The 17,670-nt window shown below is 72.3% G+C and carries 15 protein-coding genes; 7 read left to right on the top strand and 8 right to left on the bottom strand.

All coding sequences use genetic code 11. The features are described 5' to 3' along the window. Nucleotides 1-142 precede the first annotated feature (142 nt). The 3 genes from AC0HI0_RS04215 to AC0HI0_RS04205 all read right to left on the bottom strand — a co-directional run bounded on the left by AC0HI0_RS04215 (nt 143) and on the right by AC0HI0_RS04205 (nt 3,171). Nucleotides 143-1,672 (bottom strand): AMP-binding protein, encoded by a 1,530-nt coding sequence (locus AC0HI0_RS04215; protein WP_480930911.1) that lies wholly within the window; start codon nt 1,670-1,672, stop codon nt 143-145. A gap of 69 nt (nt 1,673-1,741) precedes the next feature. Further along, nucleotides 1,742-2,326 (bottom strand): carbonic anhydrase family protein, encoded by a 585-nt coding sequence (locus AC0HI0_RS04210; RefSeq protein WP_480930910.1) that lies wholly within the window; start codon nt 2,324-2,326, stop codon nt 1,742-1,744. A 71-nt stretch (nt 2,327-2,397) separates the two neighbouring features. Continuing rightward, nucleotides 2,398-3,171 carry an SIR2 family NAD-dependent protein deacylase gene (locus tag AC0HI0_RS04205; RefSeq protein ID WP_480930909.1) on the bottom strand — a complete coding sequence of 258 codons (774 nt, stop codon included), beginning with the start codon at nt 3,169-3,171 and terminating at the stop codon, nt 2,398-2,400. A gap of 80 nt (nt 3,172-3,251) precedes the next feature. On the opposite strand from AC0HI0_RS04205, the gene AC0HI0_RS04200 reads away from it, so the two are divergent. The 3 genes from AC0HI0_RS04200 (at nt 3,252) to AC0HI0_RS04190 (ending at nt 6,764) form a co-directional block, all read left to right on the top strand. Next, a complete protein-coding gene (locus AC0HI0_RS04200) occupies nt 3,252-3,662 on the top strand; it encodes a hypothetical protein (RefSeq protein WP_480930908.1) in 411 nt (136 codons plus the stop codon). Next, complete coding sequence (locus tag AC0HI0_RS04195) at nt 3,659-5,194, top strand: flagellar basal body protein FliL (RefSeq protein ID WP_480930907.1); 1,536 nt, start codon at nt 3,659-3,661, stop codon at nt 5,192-5,194. Before AC0HI0_RS04200 ends, AC0HI0_RS04195 begins: the two co-directional genes overlap by 4 nt. A gap of 142 nt (nt 5,195-5,336) precedes the next feature. Next, entirely contained in the window at nt 5,337-6,764 is a 1,428-nt protein-coding gene (locus AC0HI0_RS04190; protein ID WP_480930906.1) for an FAD-dependent oxidoreductase, read from the top strand. Between the two features lie 148 nt (nt 6,765-6,912). Here AC0HI0_RS04190 and AC0HI0_RS04185 read toward each other — a convergent pair whose 3' ends face one another. Together AC0HI0_RS04185 and AC0HI0_RS04180 are read right to left on the bottom strand one after the other, a co-directional pair. Next, nucleotides 6,913-7,560 (bottom strand): hypothetical protein, encoded by a 648-nt coding sequence (locus AC0HI0_RS04185; protein WP_480930905.1) that lies wholly within the window; start codon nt 7,558-7,560, stop codon nt 6,913-6,915. Further along, nucleotides 7,557-8,300, bottom strand: a complete 744-nt coding sequence (locus AC0HI0_RS04180; protein WP_480930904.1) for an ABC transporter ATP-binding protein — start codon at nt 8,298-8,300, stop codon at nt 7,557-7,559. The genes AC0HI0_RS04185 and AC0HI0_RS04180 overlap by 4 nt, the downstream gene beginning before the upstream one ends. A 155-nt stretch (nt 8,301-8,455) precedes the next feature. Between AC0HI0_RS04180 and AC0HI0_RS04175 the strand changes: the two genes are divergently transcribed. The 4 genes from AC0HI0_RS04175 to AC0HI0_RS04160 all read left to right on the top strand — a co-directional run bounded on the left by AC0HI0_RS04175 (nt 8,456) and on the right by AC0HI0_RS04160 (nt 14,274). Further along, nucleotides 8,456-11,269 carry an aconitate hydratase gene (locus tag AC0HI0_RS04175; protein WP_480930903.1) on the top strand — a complete coding sequence of 938 codons (2,814 nt, stop codon included), beginning with the start codon at nt 8,456-8,458 and terminating at the stop codon, nt 11,267-11,269. A 90-nt stretch (nt 11,270-11,359) separates the two neighbouring features. Then, complete coding sequence (locus tag AC0HI0_RS04170; protein WP_480930902.1) at nt 11,360-12,592, top strand: toll/interleukin-1 receptor domain-containing protein; 1,233 nt, start codon at nt 11,360-11,362, stop codon at nt 12,590-12,592. Then, nucleotides 12,592-13,284, top strand: a complete 693-nt coding sequence (locus AC0HI0_RS04165; RefSeq protein ID WP_480930901.1) for a hypothetical protein — start codon at nt 12,592-12,594, stop codon at nt 13,282-13,284. Before AC0HI0_RS04170 ends, AC0HI0_RS04165 begins: the two co-directional genes overlap by 1 nt. Before the next feature lie 51 nt (nt 13,285-13,335). Continuing rightward, nucleotides 13,336-14,274: a hypothetical protein gene (locus AC0HI0_RS04160; protein ID WP_480930900.1), complete on the top strand. Its 939-nt coding sequence runs from the start codon at nt 13,336-13,338 to the stop codon at nt 14,272-14,274. Here AC0HI0_RS04160 and AC0HI0_RS04155 read toward each other — a convergent pair. The 3 genes from AC0HI0_RS04155 to egtC form a co-directional block, all read right to left on the bottom strand. Then, nucleotides 14,222-15,781, bottom strand: coding sequence for an alpha/beta hydrolase (locus AC0HI0_RS04155; RefSeq protein ID WP_480934250.1), 1,560 nt, complete (start codon nt 15,779-15,781; stop codon nt 14,222-14,224). The two genes, AC0HI0_RS04160 and AC0HI0_RS04155, sit on opposite strands and share 53 nt — an antisense overlap. A gap of 156 nt (nt 15,782-15,937) precedes the next feature. Further along, nucleotides 15,938-16,912, bottom strand: a complete 975-nt coding sequence (gene egtD, locus AC0HI0_RS04150; protein ID WP_480934249.1) for an L-histidine N(alpha)-methyltransferase — start codon at nt 16,910-16,912, stop codon at nt 15,938-15,940. Beyond that, nucleotides 16,912-17,670, bottom strand: coding sequence for an ergothioneine biosynthesis protein EgtC (egtC, locus tag AC0HI0_RS04145; protein WP_480930899.1), 759 nt, complete (start codon nt 17,668-17,670; stop codon nt 16,912-16,914). The genes egtD and egtC overlap by 1 nt, the downstream gene beginning before the upstream one ends.

Genomic DNA, 17,670 nt, shown 5'->3' with positions numbered 1-17,670 from the left:
ACCCCGCTCGGCCGATCCGGGTACCACCGAATGGCGTTACCCGGACACGTTCCGGAACTGTGCCACTTCGACACCAAGGTTTCCAATTGACCCCGCAAGAACTTCAGCCACATGGGTCACATCGGTCACCGGGGACCCACCCTCAGTTGACCTTGCGATCGAGCCCCGCCCAGTACGGTTCGCGCAGCTTGAACTTCTGCACCTTGCCGGTGGCGGTGCGCGGGATGGCGTCGCGGAACTCCACGGACGTGGGAGCCTTGAACCCGGCGAGGCGGGCCTTGCAGTGCGTGATCAGCTCCGCCTCGGTCGCCTCCGCGCCCTCCACCAGCACGATCAGCGCCTTGATCGTTTCGCCCCACCTCTCGTGCGGCACCCCGATCACTGCGGCTTCAGCCACGGACGGGTGGCTGAAAAGGGCGTCCTCGACCTCGATCGAGGAGACGTTCTCACCGCCCGTGATGATCACGTCCTTCTTGCGGTCGGAGATCGTGAGATGTCCCTCACCGTCGAGCGAGCCGCCGTCCCCGGTGTGGAACCAGCCGTCCTCGACCGCCTCGGCGGTGGCCGCCGGGTCGTCCCAGTAGCCCGCCATCACGTGGTTGGTCCGGGCCAGCACCTCGCCGCCGTCCGCGATCCGCAGCCGCACGCCCAGCCCCGGCGCGCCCGCGCGGGCCAGCCTGCGGGCGCGCTCCTCGGCCGGGAGGTCGTCGTCACCGGGGCGGGTGCGGTTGAACGTGAGCAGCGGCGAGGTCTCGGTCAGGCCGTAGAGCTGGAGGAACTCCCAGCCGAGTTCGTCGCCGACCCGGGCGATCGTGCGGCTGGGCGGCGGCGCGCCGGCGCACACGACCCGGACCCGGTCGCGGCCGGGGATCTCGCCCTCCCAGGTCTTCGCGGCGTCCAGGACGGCGTTCCAGACGGCGGGCGCGCCGCACATCAGGGTGACGCCGTGGCGGTCGACGCGGCGCAGGATCTCGGTGCCGTCGACCTTGCGCAGGACCACCTGCGGCACGCCCAGGCCCGCCAGCCCGTACGGCATCCCCCAGCCGTTGCAGTGGAACATCGGCAGCACGTGCAGGTAGACGTCGCGCTCCCAGGCCCGGGTGTGCATGGCGAAGGTGACCGCGTTGAGCCAGATGTTGCGGTGGGTCATCCGCACGCCCTTGGGCCGGGCGGTCGTGCCGGAGGTGTAGTTGACGGTGGCCGTGGCGTCCTCGTCGGGCGCGGACCACGGGCGGGGCTCGGTGTCGAAGCGCAGGACCTGCTCGCTCTCCGCGCCGAGGGTGAACCGGTGCCGCGCGGTGACCCGGCCGAGGTCGAGTTCCGGGTCGACGAGCAGGACCGACGCCCCGCTGTGCTCGACGATGTAGGAGACCTCGTCCGGCCGGAGCCGGAAGTTGACCGGCACGCACACCCGGCCGCTCGCCGGGACGGCGTGCAGGAGTTCGAGCAGGCGGGCGGAGTTGTGGCTGACCACGGCCACCCGCTCGCCCTCGCCGACGCCGAGCGCGTCGAGGCCGGCCTGCCAGGCCCGGACGCGGGCGGCGAGTTCGCCGTAGGTGGTGGTGGGCACCGGGGCGGCGGGCTGGTCGGGCTCGTCCACGGTGGCGGTGGTGTCCGCGAAGACTTGCGCGGCACGGTCGAGGAAATCGGCGACGGTCAGGGGTACGCGCATGCACCGTCACCCTATTGACCAGCGGCCGGGTCGGCTACCGATCGGACGGGTGCGCCGCCGCCGGCCGGGTCAGGTGGAGGACAGCACGAACCGGCGGTTGAGGTGCTGGGGCGCGCGGGCCTTGTCGGCGCGGGACCGGATGAAGCCGGCCAGGTGCGGGTCGGTCACCTTCACGTGTTCGCGCAGCAGCACCCAGCTCACCGTCTCCTCGAAACCCGGTGTCGTGAGCGACCCCTCGTACCGGTAGCACCGGGCCTCGCCCGGCAGCAGGTCGCGCAGCGCGAACTCCGCCGGCGCGGCGCCCGGCACGACCTCCGCCGCCTCCAGGAATTCCGGCACCTCCAGGAACACCGCCACCACGCACACCCGCAGGCACTCGTCCGCGCGGATGTGCACCGCGTGCATCTCCGCCGCCTGCCGCACGCCGTCGACCCAGTGCTCGCTCGGCCGGTGGAAGTGCACGTTCTCCAGCCGGAACACGTCCTCGCCCAGCCGCACCACGTGCTCCTCGCGCGGGTGGAAGCGCACGCCGTCCGCCTCCTGCCGGACCTCGAACCCGCGCACACCCGACAACCAGCGCACGTCCAGCCCGATGTCGTAGGTCGGCACGGTCAGCCGGTGGACGATGTTGATCGGTGATTGCTGCTCCACCATGTGATCATCCTCCCGAAGATCACCGGAGGGCCCGGCTGCCAGGAGGGTGAAGGACCACCACCGCCGGGTGATCACCAGGTGCTCGGGTCGCCCCAGGTCCGGATCGGTCCCGACCCGACCGCGGGCACCGCCGCCAACTCCGGCAACGACTCCCCCACCGGGCCGCGCACGACGGCCGTGGCGACGGAGTCGTACGGCGTCGGTTCGAGGTTGCAGATCACCAGCGCCGCGCCCGCCCGCGCCGCCAACCCGACCAGGCTCGCGGCGGGCTCCACCAACAAGGACGTGCCGGCCACCAGCATCAGGTCGCAGTCCAACACCGCCGTCCTGGCCGCGCGCAACACGTCGGCGTCCAACGGCTGTCCGAAAGCGACGGTCGTGGACCGCAGGATCCCGCCGCACGCAAGGCAGTCCGGGTCCTCCTCGCCCGCCCGCACCCGGGCCAGCGCGGCGCCCATCGACCCGGTCGCCCCGCAGTCCACGCACACCGTCCCGGTCAACGACCCGTGCAGCTCGACCACCGCCGTCGACCCGGCGCGCTGGTGCAGCCGGTCGACGTTCTGGGTCAGCAGCGCCCGCACCCGGCCGGCCCGCTCCAGCCCGGCCAGCGCCCGGTGCGCCGCGTTCGGCTCGGCGGTCCACATCGGATGGGTCGCCCGCGCCCGCCACGCCGCCCGCCGCACGGCCGGGTCGGTCAGGTAACCGTCCATCGTGAACTCGCGCCCGAGCGCCGTCCACACCCCCTGCGGACCGCGGAAGTCCGGGATGCCCGAGTCGGTCGACACCCCCGCGCCGGTCAGCACGGTGATCCGCCGCGCCGCCGACATCGCGCCCCGTGCGTCCATCCCCCCACCATCGCACGCCCGGGATTTGCGAGCATGGCCACGTGCGCGGGACTTGGGGTGCGGTTGTCGGGGTTGTCGGCTTGATCACAGGCGTGGCCGGGACGTTCCTGCCGTGGCTGCGTTCCGGATCGGTCACGAGGGACAGTTACGAGGTGCTCGCGCTGCGTGGTTTCGCGGGGTTGGACGGCACGTCGGGCGAGGTGGTGCGGGCGGTCTGGGTGGGCGTCACCCCGTTGGCGGTGTGCTGCGTGGTGCTCTGGTTGGCACGACTTCGTCGGTTCGCCGCGTTTTTCGCCCTGCTCTTTGGCACGATTGCGGGAACGGTGGCGGCCCTTGCCGCCGTCCAAGGGGGCAACGAGGGCTCGCTGGTCGGGATCAGCCTGACCGGACCGGTCGTCACCCTCGGTGGTGCCGTGCTGGGGATCGCGGGGGCGATCACCGTGCTCACCGCGAACACCCGCACAGCGATCAGTCCAGGAGGAGCACCGTGAGCTACCCGAGTGGCGGCGGAGGCGAGTGGCCACCGCAGAACAACCCGTACGGTCAGCCGCAGCAGGGCGGGTGGCAGCAGCAGCCCCAGGGCTACCCGCAGCAGCCCGGCCCCCAGCAGCCCTACGGCCAGCAGCCCGGTCAGCAGGGCGGCTACCAGCAGGGCGGCTACCCGCAGACCGGCCCGCAGCCGCAGCAGGGCTACCCCCAGACCGGCCCGCAGGGCTTCCCCCAGCAGGGCTACGGCCAGCAGTTCGGCGGCCCGCAGCAGCCCTACGGCCAGCCGCCGTTCGGCTACGCGGGCGGTGAGCCGCCGAAGAAGAAGCGGACCGGGCTGGTCGTCACGGCCATCGTCGCGGTCCTCGCGCTGGCCGCGGGCACGTTCTTCACGGTGCGCGCGCTGCGCAGCTCCGACTCCGTCGCGGCCGGCTCCGACACGCCGCAGATCGCGGCGAACAACCTGCTCAGCGCGCTGGGCAGCGGTGACGTGCTGGGCATCATGAACGGCCTGGCGCCCGCCGAGGCCAAGCTCAGCAAGGACTACACCGAGGCCACGGTCAGCGAGGCCAAGCGGCTGGAGATCCTCAAGCCCGAGGCGGACCCGCAGAAGATCAGCGGCGTCACGATCAAGAGCGAGGGCATCAAGTTCGACGACGCCGCCGCGGAGAAGGTCAACGACCGGATCACCATCAACAAGGTGGTCGAGGGCAAGATCACCTTCACCTCGGACGTCAAGCAGATCCCGCTGACCGACAAGCTGGTCCAGGCCCTGGGCGCGAAGGCGGACAAGGCCCCGGAGACCGAGACGCTGGACTTCGCCAAGGAGAAGGCCAACCGCAAGGGCAAGCCGATCGGCATCGCCACGGTCAAGGTCGGCGACGAGTGGTACCCGTCGCTGTTCTACACGATCGCCAACGCGGCGCTGGAGGAGGAGAACCTCAAGTGGCCGGCGCAGGGCATCGCGCCGGCCGGCGCGGACTCGGCGGAGGCCGCGGCCAAGGGCGTCGTGGACAAGGCGCTGGCCGGTGACATCAAGGGCGTCATCGCCCTGCTGCCGCCCGACGAGATGGGCGTGCTCCAGGACGTCGGCCCGGTGATCCTGGACCAGATCGGCCGGGTGCCGAGCACCGGCGCGAAGCTGATCGAGCTGGAGACCGACTCCAAGGACGTCAAGGGCGGCAAGCAGCTCACGATCCGCAAGCTGGTGCTTGAGGTCAAGGGCAAGAAGGGCGAGGTCAGCCGCGACGGCGACTGCTACACCGCCAAGGCCGACGGCCAGACCCAGCGGCTGTGCGCGGACGAGATCGCCGACCTGGCCAAGCAGCAGGGCGGCCGCAAGATGCCGCAGGCCGCGGTGGACGTGATCTCGCGGATCGGCGCGCAGGTGCTCAAGGACGGCGTCGGCGTGGTCGCGACCGAGGTCGACGGCAAGTGGTACGTCAGCCCGTTCCGCACCTACAGCGAGATCTTCCTGACGCTGATGCGCGGTCTGGACCCGAAGGACATCGACGAGCTGCTCAAGCTCGCCAAGTAGGGATCTCGCCGGTCGAGCCCCCTCCTGCAGAGCCCCCGTCGGCACGCCGGCGGGGGCTCTCGCGTGCCCGGCCCGAGGTCTGACATCAGGGCTGACACCGCGATGACACCGGTTTGACAGCACGGCCGGTCACAGTTCCGCCATGGACACGACAGTACTGATCGTCGGCGCCGGGCCGACCGGCCTCACCCTCGCCGTCGACCTGGCGCGGCGGGGTGTGGACTTCCGGCTGGTGGACCGCGCGGACGGGCCGTTCAGCGGGTCGCGGGGCAAGGGGTTGCAGCCGAGGTCGATCGAGGTGCTGCACGACCTGGGCGTGGTGGCCGAGGTGCTCGCGGGCGGGCGGTTCCACGTCCGGTTCCGCGGCTACGACGGCGCGCAGGTGGTCGGCGAGTGGGACCTGCACGAGGGCAGGCACCCGACGCCGGACACGCCGTACCCGAGCACGATGGTCATCCCCCAGTTCCGGGTCGAGCGGATCCTCCGGGACCGGCTGGCGGAGCTGGGCGGCGCGGTCGAGTTCGGCACCGAGGTCACGTCGTTCGAGCAGGACGACGACGGGGTCACCGCGCTGGTCGGCGGCGAGTGGGTGCGGGCGGCCTACCTGGTGGGCTGCGACGGCGGGCGCAGCGCCGTGCGCAAGCACCTCGGCGTGGGCTTCGAGGGCGAGACGTGGGACGACCAGCGGATGGTGGTCGGGGACGTGCGGCTGGAGGGCCTGGACCGCGAGCACTGGCACGCGTGGCCGAAAGCGCCCGGCGGGCTGATCGCGCTGTGCCCGCTGCCGGGCACCGACCTGTACCAGCTGATGGCCCCGGGGGACGCCGAGCCGTCGTTGGAGGCGGTGCGCACGCTGGTCCGGGAGCGCACCGGCCGGGACGACATCGTGGTGCGGGACGCGACCTGGATGTCCCGCTACCGGGCGAACGTGCGGATGGTCGACCGGTACCGGGTGGGCCGGGTGTTCCTGGCGGGCGACGCGGCGCACGTGCACTCGCCGGCGGGCGCCCAGGGCCTCAACACCGGCATCCAGGATGCCTACAACCTGGGCTGGAAGCTGGCCGCCGTGCTGACCGGCGCGGGCCGCGAGCTGCTGGACACCTACGAGGCCGAGCGCCTGCCGGTGGCCGCGTGGCTGTTGGGCGTCACGAGCCGGATCCACCAGGAGATGAAGACCGCCGGGTGGACCTCGAAGCACGACGACGAGACGCTGCAACTCGCCCTGAACTACCGGGGCGGCCCGCTGGCCGGGGTGGGCGAGCGGGCGGGCGACCGCGCGCCGGACGCGCCGTGCGCGCTCGCGGACGGAACCCCGACCCGGTTGTTCAACCTGTTCCAGGGCCCGGAGTTCACGTTGGTGGGGATCGGCGCACAGGACGCGTTGGCGTACGTGTGCGACGCCCATCCTTACGTGCGCACGCACTCCGTCGTGGACGTGGACGGTCACGTGGAAGCGGCGTACGGCGTCACGGACGGCACGTTGCTGCTGGTCAGGCCGGACGGCTACCTCGCGGCCGTCACCACCGACCCGGCCGAGGTGGTCACCTACCTGGACCAAGTGCTCGGCTAGCTGTCCTGCCCTCCCGGCCGCGCACCGGTCCACACCGCACCGCGTCCACGAACGGCAGACGGGCGGGCGCAACAGGGCGGCCAGCCGCGTCCCCGACCTCACAGGTCAGTACAGCCGGCCGCGGCGAGTTCGGGGATCGGTCCGGGGGTCAGTTCCGGCGTGGGCCGAGCGCGCCGGACAGCCGGGTCGCCGCGACCACCAGCACCACCGCGCACCCGCCGGACACCGCCAGGTGCGGCAGCAGGTCGTAGCCGTGGCCGAGCGCGCCGAGCACGTTCCCGATCGGCGGCGCTTGGCCGAACAGGTAGGCGAGCACCACGAGCGTGGCGGCGGCCAGCACGGACCAGCCGTGCTGGGTGATCACCGGACGCGCGCACAGCACGCCCACGCCGACCCCGACGATCCCGCAGACCAGCAGCGAGGCGAACCCGAGCGCCACCGTGCCGGGCGGGTACGGGCGGCTCTGGGTGAGCACCGGCAGCACCGCCGCGAACGCCGCCACCGCGGTCACCAGCAGGCACGACAGCACGGTCACCGCCGCCTGCGACCGGGCCCAGCCGCCGGCCGTCACGACGGTCACCGCGCGCCGGACCGGGTCCTCGGCGGTGGCCACGACGACGGTCAGCCAGGCCGCCACCGGGTACAGGAACGCGCACGACCCGGCGTACGAGGACGGCGGCGGCCCGGCGTCGCCGGCGTTGAACATGGCCAGCACGGCGGCGAACACCAGCAGTGGCGGCAGGTAGCGCTGGGTGCGCAGGACGTCCGCGAACAGGTACCGGACCAGCGCCGTCACGACCGCACGCTCCGCACCGAGCAGCCCAGCCGCAGCGCCTCGGCCAGCACCTGGTCGCTGAACCCGGGCTCGACGACGACCCGCGCGCCGCCGCCGACCGCCCGGGACTCCCGCACGCCCGCGAGCACCGCGATCTCGTCGTACCGCTCCCCCACCCGGTCCAGTTCGACCACCACGCCGGTCCGCCGCGCGCCCAGCGCGAGTTCCCGCGCGCCGGGCAGGTCGTGGCCGTGGTGGTCGGTGATCAGCCGCGCGGCCTCGCCGCCGGTGACGAGGTCGGCGAGCACCGCGCCGGCGGCGGCGTCCAGGCCGGACCACGGTTCGTCCAGCACCAGCAGGCCGGTCGCGGCGAGCGCCTGGGCCAGCGCGACCTTCTGGGTGTTGCCCTTGGACAGGGTCGCCATGGGCGCGTCCGGGTCGCCGACGAAGCCGAGCGCCTCGACCAGGTCCCACCGCGCCGGGACGCCGCGCACGGCGGCGAGGTGGCGCAGGTAGTCGCGCGCGGACAGCTTCACGCCGGGCGGGAACCGCTCGGGCAGGTACCCGACGGAGGCGGGGCGGCGCACCCGGCCCGAGGTGGGCCGGCTCAGCCCGGCCGCGATCCGCAGCAGGGTGGACTTGCCGGAGCCGTTGCCCCCGGTGACCACGACCGTTTCGCCCGGTTCGACGACCAGGGTCACGTCCCGCAGCACCCACGGGCCGCGCCCGTACCGCTTGCCGATTCGATCAAGACGGACCACGGGTGTGATGATGCCCCGATCTAGGTAGGGCCGGGTTGAAGCCGAATACAGGACACGCGTACTGTTTAAGGCGAAGGAGCGCCGCGCCGGCGGGTGCGGAAGACTCACCAAGCAGTTCCCAAACCGACTTTGCGCGTCACCAGATGGAGTTTCACGTGACTGCACCAGCTAGCAAGGACAGCTTCGGCGCCCGCGGCACGCTCACCGTGGGGGACTCCTCGTACGAGGTGTTCCGGCTGAGCGCGGTCGAGGGCGCCGAGCGTCTGCCGTACAGCTTGAAGATCCTGCTGGAGAACCTGCTGCGCACCGAGGACGGCGCGAACATCACCGCCGACCACGTCCGCGCGCTGGGCAACTGGGAGCCGCACTCCGAGCCCGACACGGAGATCCAGTTCACCCCGGCCCGCGTGGTCATGCAGGACTTCACCGGCGTCCCCTGCGTCGTGGACCTCGCCACCATGCGCGAGGCCGTCACCCAGCTGGGCGGCGACCCGACGAAGGTCAACCCGCTCGCGCCCGCCGAGCTGGTCATCGACCACTCGGTGATCGCCGACATCTTCGGCCGCCCGGACGCGTTCGAGCTCAACGTGGACCTGGAGTACCAGCGCAACAAGGAGCGCTACCAGTTCCTGCGCTGGGGCCAGACCGCGTTCGACGAGTTCAAGGTCGTCCCGCCCGGCACCGGCATCGTGCACCAGGTCAACATCGAGCACCTGGCGCGGGTCGTGATGGTCCGCAACGGCCAGGCGTACCCGGACACCCTGGTCGGCACCGACTCGCACACCACCATGGTCAACGGCATCGGCGTGCTCGGCTGGGGCGTCGGCGGCATCGAGGCCGAGGCCGCGATGCTCGGCCAGCCGGTGTCCATGCTGATCCCGCGCGTGGTCGGCTTCAAGCTGCACGGCGAGCTGCCCGCCGGCGCGACCGCCACCGACCTGGTGCTGACCATCACCGAGATGCTGCGCAAGCACGGTGTGGTCGGCAAGTTCGTCGAGTTCTACGGCTCGGGCGTCGGCGCGGTACCGCTGGCCAACCGCGCCACCATCGGCAACATGAGCCCGGAGTTCGGCTCGACCTGCGCGATCTTCCCGATCGACGGCGAGACGATCGACTACCTCAAGCTCACCGGGCGCACCGCCGACCAGCTCGCGCTGGTCGAGGCGTACGCCAAGGAGCAGGGCCTCTGGCACGACGCGGAGCACGAGCCGGTCTACTCCGAGACCCTGGAGCTGGACCTGTCGACGGTCGTCCCGTCGATCGCCGGCCCGAAGCGCCCGCAGGACCGCATCGAGCTGACCAACGCCAAGCCCGCGTTCCGGCAGGCGCTGGGCGCGTACGTGTCCAACACCGACACCGGGGCGAAGTCCAACGTGGACGAGGCCGTCGACGAGACGTTCCCGGCCAGCGACCCGACCGCGGTGTCCAACGGCGACGCGGGCGGCGCGCCGCACGTGTTCCACTCCGCCGCCGAGGGCGCGGACGGCCGGCCGTCCAACCCGGTGAAGGTCAGCCTGGACGGCGCCGAGTTCGAACTGGACCACGGCGCGGTCGCGATCGCCGCGATCACCTCGTGCACCAACACGTCCAACCCGTCGGTGATGATCGGCGCGGCTCTGCTGGCCAAGAAGGCCGTGGAGAAGGGCCTGGAGCGCAAGCCGTGGGTGAAGACGACCCTCGCGCCGGGCTCCAAGGTCGTCATGGACTACTACGAGCGCGCGGGCCTGCTGCCCTACCTGGAGAAGCTGGGCTTCCACCTGGTCGGCTACGGCTGCACCACGTGCATCGGCAACTCCGGCCCGTTGCAGGACGAGATCTCGGCCGGCATCGGCCAGGGCGACCTCGCCGCGGTGTCCGTGCTGTCGGGCAACCGGAACTTCGAGGGCCGGATCAACCCGGACATCAAGATGAACTACCTCGCGTCCCCGCCGCTGGTGGTGGCGTACGCGCTGGCCGGCTCGATGGACAAGGACATCACCACCGAGCCGCTGGGCACCGACCAGAACGGCGAGCCGGTCTACCTGGCCGACATCTGGCCGTCGCCGCAGGAGGTCTCCGAGGTCGTCGCGGCGTCCATCTCGCCGGAGGGCTTCACCAAGGGCTACGCGGACGTGTTCGCGGGCGACCAGCGCTGGCAGTCGCTGCCCACGCCGACCGGCAAGACCTTCGAGTGGGACGCGCAGTCCACCTACGTGCGCAAGCCCCCGTACTTCGAGGGCATGGAGATGGAGCCCAAGCCGGTCACCGACGTCGGTGGCGCGCGGGTGCTGGCCCTGCTGGGCGACTCGGTCACCACCGACCACATCTCCCCGGCCGGGGCGATCAAGGTCGACTCGCCGGCGGGCAAGTACCTCACCGAGCACGGCGTGGAGCGCAAGGACTTCAACTCCTACGGCTCCCGGCGCGGCAACCACGAGGTGATGATCCGCGGCACGTTCGCGAACATCCGCCTGCGCAACCTGCTGCTCGACGACGTCCAGGGCGGCTTCACCCGCAACTTCCTGGCCGACGACGCGCCGCAGACCACCATCTACGACGCGTCGGTGGCCTACGCCGAGGCGGGCGTGCCGCTGGTCGTGCTGGCGGGCAAGGAGTACGGCTCGGGCTCGTCGCGCGACTGGGCGGCCAAGGGCACGTCGCTGCTCGGCGTGCGCGTCGTGATCGCCGAGTCGTTCGAGCGGATCCACCGCTCCAACCTGATCGGCATGGGCGTCCTGCCGCTCCAGTTCCCGGAGGGCAGCACGGCCGCCGACCTCGGTCTGGACGGCACGGAGACGTTCGACTTCACCGGCGTCACCGCGCTGAACAACGGCGAGACGCCGCGCACGGTGCACGTGGTCGCCACGAAGGCGGACGGCGCGAAGGTGGAGTTCGACGCGGTCGTCCGCATCGACACCCCCGGTGAGGCCGACTACTACCGCAACGGCGGCATCATGCAGTACGTGCTGCGCAAGATGGTCCGCAGCTAGTCACCCGCGCTTGACACGAAAGGGCCGTCCACTCCGGTGGGCGGCCTTTTTGCGTGCTGCGGTCGTGCGGCGGACCACTAACATGGCGCGGTGGCACCGTCAGGCGTGTTCCTCAGCTACTCCTCGGGGTTGGCGTCCTCGGGCCTGGTCGAAGCCGCGCGGGCGGCCATCGCCGACTCCGGCGGCGTGGCACTGGAAACCGAGGCGTCCTCGGACCTGTCCCCGACCGAGCAGTGCCGGCGGCTGATCCGGGACAGCGCCGCGTACGTGGGCGTGCTGGGCACCGCGTACGGGCCCGAACTGGCCGACGTTCCGCTGTCCTACGCGGAGTTCGAGTACCGCACGGCCGTCGAGGTCGGCGTGCCCCGGCTGGTGTACCTGCTGCCCGACGACCTGCCGCCCGACGACCCAGGGTCCGACCGCAGGCAGCGGGCGTTCCGGGACTTCGTGGCGGCGACCGCGACCACGACCGTGCTGCGCTCCGCGCGGGACCTGGCCCTCCAGCTGCCCGCGGCGCTCGACGCGCTCGTGGACCGGAGCGGGGGCCGGGCCCGCCGGGCGCTGTCGGTGCTGCACTGCGGCGGCGCGCGGGAACGGGCCGAGTCGGTGGCCGCCGAACTCGGCGTGCCGGCGCGGCCGGTGGCGGACCCGGGCGTGCGGTCGTTCGTGGACGACGCGGAGTCGGCGCTGATCCTGCACGACGGCGGACCGCTGACGCCCCCCGAGTCGTTCGGCGTCGGCTACGCGTTCGGCCGGCTGGGCCGCCGGGCGCTGGCGGTGTCGACGGGACCGGTCGCGCTGCTGGCGAACCTGGGGATCGCGGTCCAGCCGTGGTCGGGCGAGCCGCTGGAGGCGGTCCGGCTGGCGAGGTCGGTGCTCGGCCACCCGGTGGAGACCCTGCCGGAGTGCTTCATCAGCTACGCGCCGGCCGACACCCCGTTCGTCCGGCGGCTGCGCGGCGACCTGGAGGACGCCGGGTTCGCCACCTGGACCGACACCTGGAACACCCGGCCGGGCGCGGACTTCTCCCGGGAGATCATGGCCGCCGTCGACCGCGCCGAGGCCGTCCTGGTGGTGCTGAGCCACGACGCCGCGCGCAGCCCGTGGGTCCGGCGCGAGGTCGCCCGGGCCACCGCCGGCCCGGTGCCGCGCCCGCTGGTCCCGGTGCTGGTGGACGCGGACGCGCGGCACGGCTGGGACGCCGACCTCCTCGGCGACCGGCAGCCGGTCGACTTCACCCGGTGGACCGACGAGACCGAGTACCGGCGCGCCCTGCGGCAGTTGGTGCGCGGGCTCGCGATCCGCACCGGGGCGGCTCGCTGATGCGCCGCGACATCGCCGCCTACGCGCCGTACCAGGTGTTCCTCAACCACCCGTACGACGAGGACTTCCGCCGGCACGCCGACGCGCTGGGCTTCGCGGTGGTCGCCGCGGGCCTGCTGCCGGTGAGCGCCCGGGACCTGTCCTCACCGGACCAGCTGCGCCTGGAGATGATCTTCGAGGCGATCCGGAACTGCCACTACTCGCTGCACGACCTCTCGCGGGCGCGCGGCGAGGGACCAGACAACTTCGCGCGGATGAACATGCCGCTGGAGATGGGGATGGCGCTCTACCACGCCCTGGACCGGCAGCGCAGCGACCGCCGGTGCGCGTTCTTCGTCCCCCACCAGCACGATTTCCAGCAGTTCGCGTCCGACCTCGCCGGCCTCGACCCCAAGGTGTACGACGACGAACCGACCACCCTGCTGGCCGGCGCGTACGAGTGGCTGCGGGCGATCGTGCCGATGGCGTACGTGTCCTCCCAGCCCACGGTGGACGTCATCGACGCGTACCGCGAGTTCACGCACGAGTGCGCGGGCATCGACAGCGCCGGGCGGCACGGGGCGCTCACCCACGACGAGGCGCGTGAGGTGATGTACCAGGTGTGCGGCGCGCGCGAGTGGTGGGACTGGCGCAACACCCGCACCGGACGGGACGCGTTCCCCGAGGTTCCGTTGCGGCGCAAGGTCCGCTGAGCCGGGCGCACGCGCGCCGTCAAGGTGTTTCGCCTCAGGGGGTGGGGCGCGGTGGCCTGGCTGCCATTGGTTCTGGTGGGATTGTTCAGCGAGATCCGGGAGTACGGGTCGCTCGCGGGCGTGGTGGTCCTGCTCGGCGCGGCCTGGTGGCTGCGTGACCCGCGGCTGGTGGCGGCGGACGCGGTGTTCGCGGTCGCGGCGGTCTGCGGGTGGACGCCGCTGCCGGCCGCGGTGGCGTTCGCGGCGGCGCTGCTGCCGGCCGCGCACGACCTGCACGCGCGCCGCCCCGGGGCGTGGTTCCCCTTGCTCGCAACGGGTCTGGGCGTGTTCGTGGCGTGGCAGGGCGCGCTGTGGCTGACCGACCAGCCGTGGCGGGTGTGGACGCCCACCGGGACGGTGAGCACCGGAGTGGAGGTGGCGTGGGCGTCACCGGGGACGTTCGAGCCGGAGCCGGACTGGACGTGGGTGGCGTTCGCCGTCGTCGCGGTGCTGTGCGCGGGTGCGGCGATCGTGTACGCCCGGGACCGCGAGTGGGTACCGCTGGTCGTCGTGGGCCTGCTCGGCGAGGTCTGGGAGTTCGGGCCGCTGGTCGGGATCGCCGTGCTGACCGCGGTCGCCGCAGCGCTCGTGATCGCGGCGCACGACCTCCACGCGCGCCGACCCGGAACCTGGTTCCCGTTGCCGGCCTTGGGATTGAGCCTGGCCACGGCGACGCTGGAGGTGCACCGCTTCCAGCACGCCGCCTCGAACGGCTACCGGCGGACCGTCGCCGAGATGACCACGCACGAGATGAGCGCCGTGGTGGTCGTGGGCATCGGCGACACCGCGAGCACGTACGGGGCCCGGGTCGTCGCGACCGTCGTCGCGGTGGGGCTGGTGTACTGGTCGTGGCGGGTGCGGCTGTCGCGGTCGCCCTCGACAGCCGCACCCGGACGACCTAGAACGGCTGGGCGTTGGACTGGAAGACCTGTCCGTTGGCCGGTGCCTTGAGGTTCACCAGGTAGTCGGTCACCAGGGTGTCCGCACCCGCGCTCTTGCCGAGGATGCAGTGCCCGAACGCGTCGACGGTGATCAGCCGCGCGTTGCCGAGCTGACGGGCCATCCGCTGCGAGAACTTGTACTGCGTCGCCGGGTCGTAGTGGTTGCCCACCACGACGACCGGGTTCGGCGTGCGCTTGTTCCACGGGCCGGCCCACCGGTCCGGGTCGCGGACCGGCCACGTCGGGCAGGTCAGCAGGTCGGACGCGGCCTGCTGGCGGCCGAACGTGGGCGACTCGCGCTCCCACTTCGCGGCCACCGCCGGGAACAGCCCCGGCAACCGCAGGAACGGCTTGTCGGTGCAGTTCACGCCGTAGTACGAGTCGTCGGACAGGTACTCGGCGTCGCCCACGACACCCGCGTTGACGTCGGCCAGGCCGTTCTTGTTGGCCAGCGGGGCCTCCAGCACCGGGGTCTGCTGCACGGACAGCGCGGCGGTCGGGTGCAGCGCGCCGTAGACCGCCTGCAGCCAGGCGGCCAGCGGCTTCAACCGGGCGATGCTGTACAGGTCGCCGCTGACCCGGCTGACGTAGCCCTGGTAGGTGACGACCTCGCCGGAGGGCAGGGTGACCGGGTTCGCCCGCAACGCGTCGCGGACCTCGTCGAACTTGGCCCTCGGGTCGCCGTCGCTGTAGGCGCACTTCGCGCCCTCGGCGTCACAGCGCTTCAGGAACGCGTCGAGCGCCAGCTCGAAGCCCTGCGCGCGCTGCCGGTCGTACTCCGCGCCGTTCGCGGTGCGCAGCGCCGGGTCCACGTTGCCGTCCAGCACCAGGGCGCGGGACTTCTGCGGGAACACGTTGGCGTAGGTCGCGCCGAGCAGCGTGCCGTAGGAGAAGCCGACGTAGGTCAGCGCCTTGTCGCCCACGCCCTGCCGCAGCAGGTCGAGGTCACGCGCCACGTCCTCGGTGGACATGTGCTGGAGCAGCGGGCCGGCGTTGCGCTTGCACGCCGCCGTGTACTCCTCGGTGGCCTTCATGGTGTCGCGGATCTCGGTGCGGGTGACCGGGGCCGAGGAGATGCGGCCGAAGACCTCGTCGGCCTCCTCCTGGGTCTTGAAGCAGCGCAGCGGCGCGCTGCGGCCCACGCCGCGCGGGTCGAACCCGATCAGGTCGAACCGCTTCATGATCTCCGGCTGGAAGAACGACGTGCCGAACGCGGAGTAGATCAGGCCGGCCCCGCCGGGACCACCGGGGTTGATGAACAGCGAGCCGATCTTGTTGGCCTGATCGGTCGCCGGTGCCTTCATCAGGGCGATGGTGATCTTCTCGCCGCGTGGCTTGCGGTGGTCCAGCGGCACGGGGTGGTTCGCGCAGGTGACGCGTTCCCGCTGCGCGGCGGGGATCGAGGCCAGCACGTCGTCGGCGCACTTGCTCCACTGCACCGGCGTCGCGCCCTGGGCCTCCTGGGCGACGGCCGCGCCGGTCGTCACGAGGCCGGACACGGCGGTGCCCAGGACCATCGCGACGACCAGCGCTCTGCTTCCAAGCTTCACGGGTAACGCTCCTCACGTCTGCGACGCCGCCCCTCGTTCGATGTTCCACGGCGTCGTCGCGCGAGGCTCTCACCCGCAAGGCTGGTAAAACACCCGCAGAACGGATGGTTTCTTCACGCTGCGTCAGCCGACGACTCGGGCGAGTGACAGCGCGAACCTCCCCTCCGGGTCGGTCCACCAGCGGTGGAGTTCGAACCCGGCGGCGGACAGCTCCCGCGCCACGCCCTCCCGCCGGAACTTGGCGGACACTTCGGTCCGCAGCTCCTCGCCCTCCGCGAACTCGACGTCCAGCTCCAGCGCGGCCACGTGCGCCCGCACCGCGCGGACCGCCCGCAGCCGCATCTCGATCCACTCCTGGTCGGCGTTCCACAGGGCGACGTGCCGGAACGCCAGCGGGTCGAGGTCGGCGCCCAGCTCGCGGTTGAGCACCCGCAGCACGTTGCGGTTGAACTCCGCGGTGACGCCGCGCGCGTCGTCGTAGGCGCGCACCAGCACCTCGGGGTCCTTCACCAGGTCGGTGCCCAGCAGCAGCCACTCCCCCGGCTCCAGCACGTCCCGGACGGACGCGAAGAACTTGTCGCGCTCCTCGGGGATCAGGTTGCCGATGGTGCCGCCGAGGAACGCCACCAGTCGCGGCGACGACCCCGGCAGCAGGCCCAGGTGCTCGGTGAAGTCGCCGACCACGCCGTGCACCGACAGCCCGGGGTAGTCGGCCAGGATCTGCCGGGCCGCCTCGGTGAGCGCGCTCGCCGACACGTCCAGCGGCACGAACTCGCGCAGCGTCCCGTGCGCGCGCAGCGCGTCGAGCAGCAGCCGGGTCTTCTCCGACGAGCCGGAGCCCAGCTCCACCAGCGCGTGCGCCCCGGTGGTCTCGGCGATCTCGGCCGCGCGGGCGTGCAGGATCTCCCGCTCGGCGCGGGTCGGGTAGTACTCGGGCAGCCTGGTGATCTCCTCGAACAGGTCGCTGCCCACGGCGTCGTAGAACCACTTCGGCGAGACCCACTTCGGCCGCGCGGTGAGGCCCGCTTTCGCCTCGGCCCGGAGCGCGACCACCGCGTCCTCCGGGGTCAGGTGCACGTCCAGCACTGGCTCGGTCATCATCGTCCTATCGGTTGAACGCCCACGGTGATCGCGTTGTCGGGGGAGGTGGCGGCGGTGACGACGTGCCGGTCGGGCACTTCCCGCCAGCGCGGGTCGTCGTCCAGCGGCTCGGAGGAAACGGTCACCGCGCCGTCGCCGGAACGCACCCACAGGGCGTGCGTCCAGGTCGTGCCGACCAGCACGGATCCGTTGGTGAGCAAGAAGTTCAGCCGCGAACCGGGCGCGGCGGCGGCCACTTCGGACACCACCGACGCCAGGGCGGCCTCCGGTGGCGCGGTGGCCAGGCGCGCCCGGACCAGCGCCCACAGCAGGGCGGAGTCGGTGGGCGCGTCGAGCGTGAGCAGGTCGGCGACCGGCAGCGACTCCGCCAGGCCGGCGACCGAGCCGGGCCAGTCGGCGACCCGGCCGTTGTGGCTGAACAGCCACGTCCCGTCGGTGAACGGGGCGCACGCGGTCTCCACCACCGGCATGCCGGTGGTGGCCGACCGGACCGCCGCGAGCACCGCGCCGGAGACGAGGACCCGGCTCAGCGAAGCCAGGTTCTCGTCCGACCACAGCGTCCCGGTGCGCCGGTAGCGCAGCGCGGGACCGCCCGGCGCGGGGTACCAGCCCACGCCGTAGCCGTCCACGTTCACCGTGCCGCCGCCGCGCATGTCCCGAGGTGCGTACGACTGGCGCAGCAACGAGTGCGGCGGGTCGTGCACCAGGGCGGCGATGGGCACGGCGGGGCCGAGGTAACCCAGGTGCCGGCACAC

It is taken from the genome of Saccharothrix sp. NBAS 001, assembly GCF_056640475.1.
The sequence above is the reverse complement of the archived record's forward strand: the minus strand, read 5'-3'. Positions and strand labels throughout refer to the sequence as shown.

Bases quoted from the DNA above. Each gene is read 5' to 3' on its own strand.
- AC0HI0_RS04215 (WP_480930911.1), bottom strand. From the start codon at position 1,672: ATGCGCGTACCCCTGACCGTCGCCGATTTCCTCGACCGTGCCGCGCAA.
- AC0HI0_RS04210 (WP_480930910.1), bottom strand. From the start codon at position 2,326: ATGGTGGAGCAGCAATCACCGATCAACATCGTCCACCGGCTGACCGTG.
- AC0HI0_RS04205 (WP_480930909.1), bottom strand. From the start codon at position 3,171: ATGGACGCACGGGGCGCGATGTCGGCGGCGCGGCGGATCACCGTGCTG.
- AC0HI0_RS04190 (WP_480930906.1), top strand. From the start codon at position 5,337: ATGGACACGACAGTACTGATCGTCGGCGCCGGGCCGACCGGCCTCACC.
- AC0HI0_RS04165 (WP_480930901.1), top strand. From the start codon at position 12,592: ATGCGCCGCGACATCGCCGCCTACGCGCCGTACCAGGTGTTCCTCAAC.
- AC0HI0_RS04155 (WP_480934250.1), bottom strand. From the start codon at position 15,781: ATGGTCCTGGGCACCGCCGTGTCCGGCCTCGTGACGACCGGCGCGGCC.
- egtD (WP_480934249.1), bottom strand. From the start codon at position 16,912: ATGACCGAGCCAGTGCTGGACGTGCACCTGACCCCGGAGGACGCGGTG.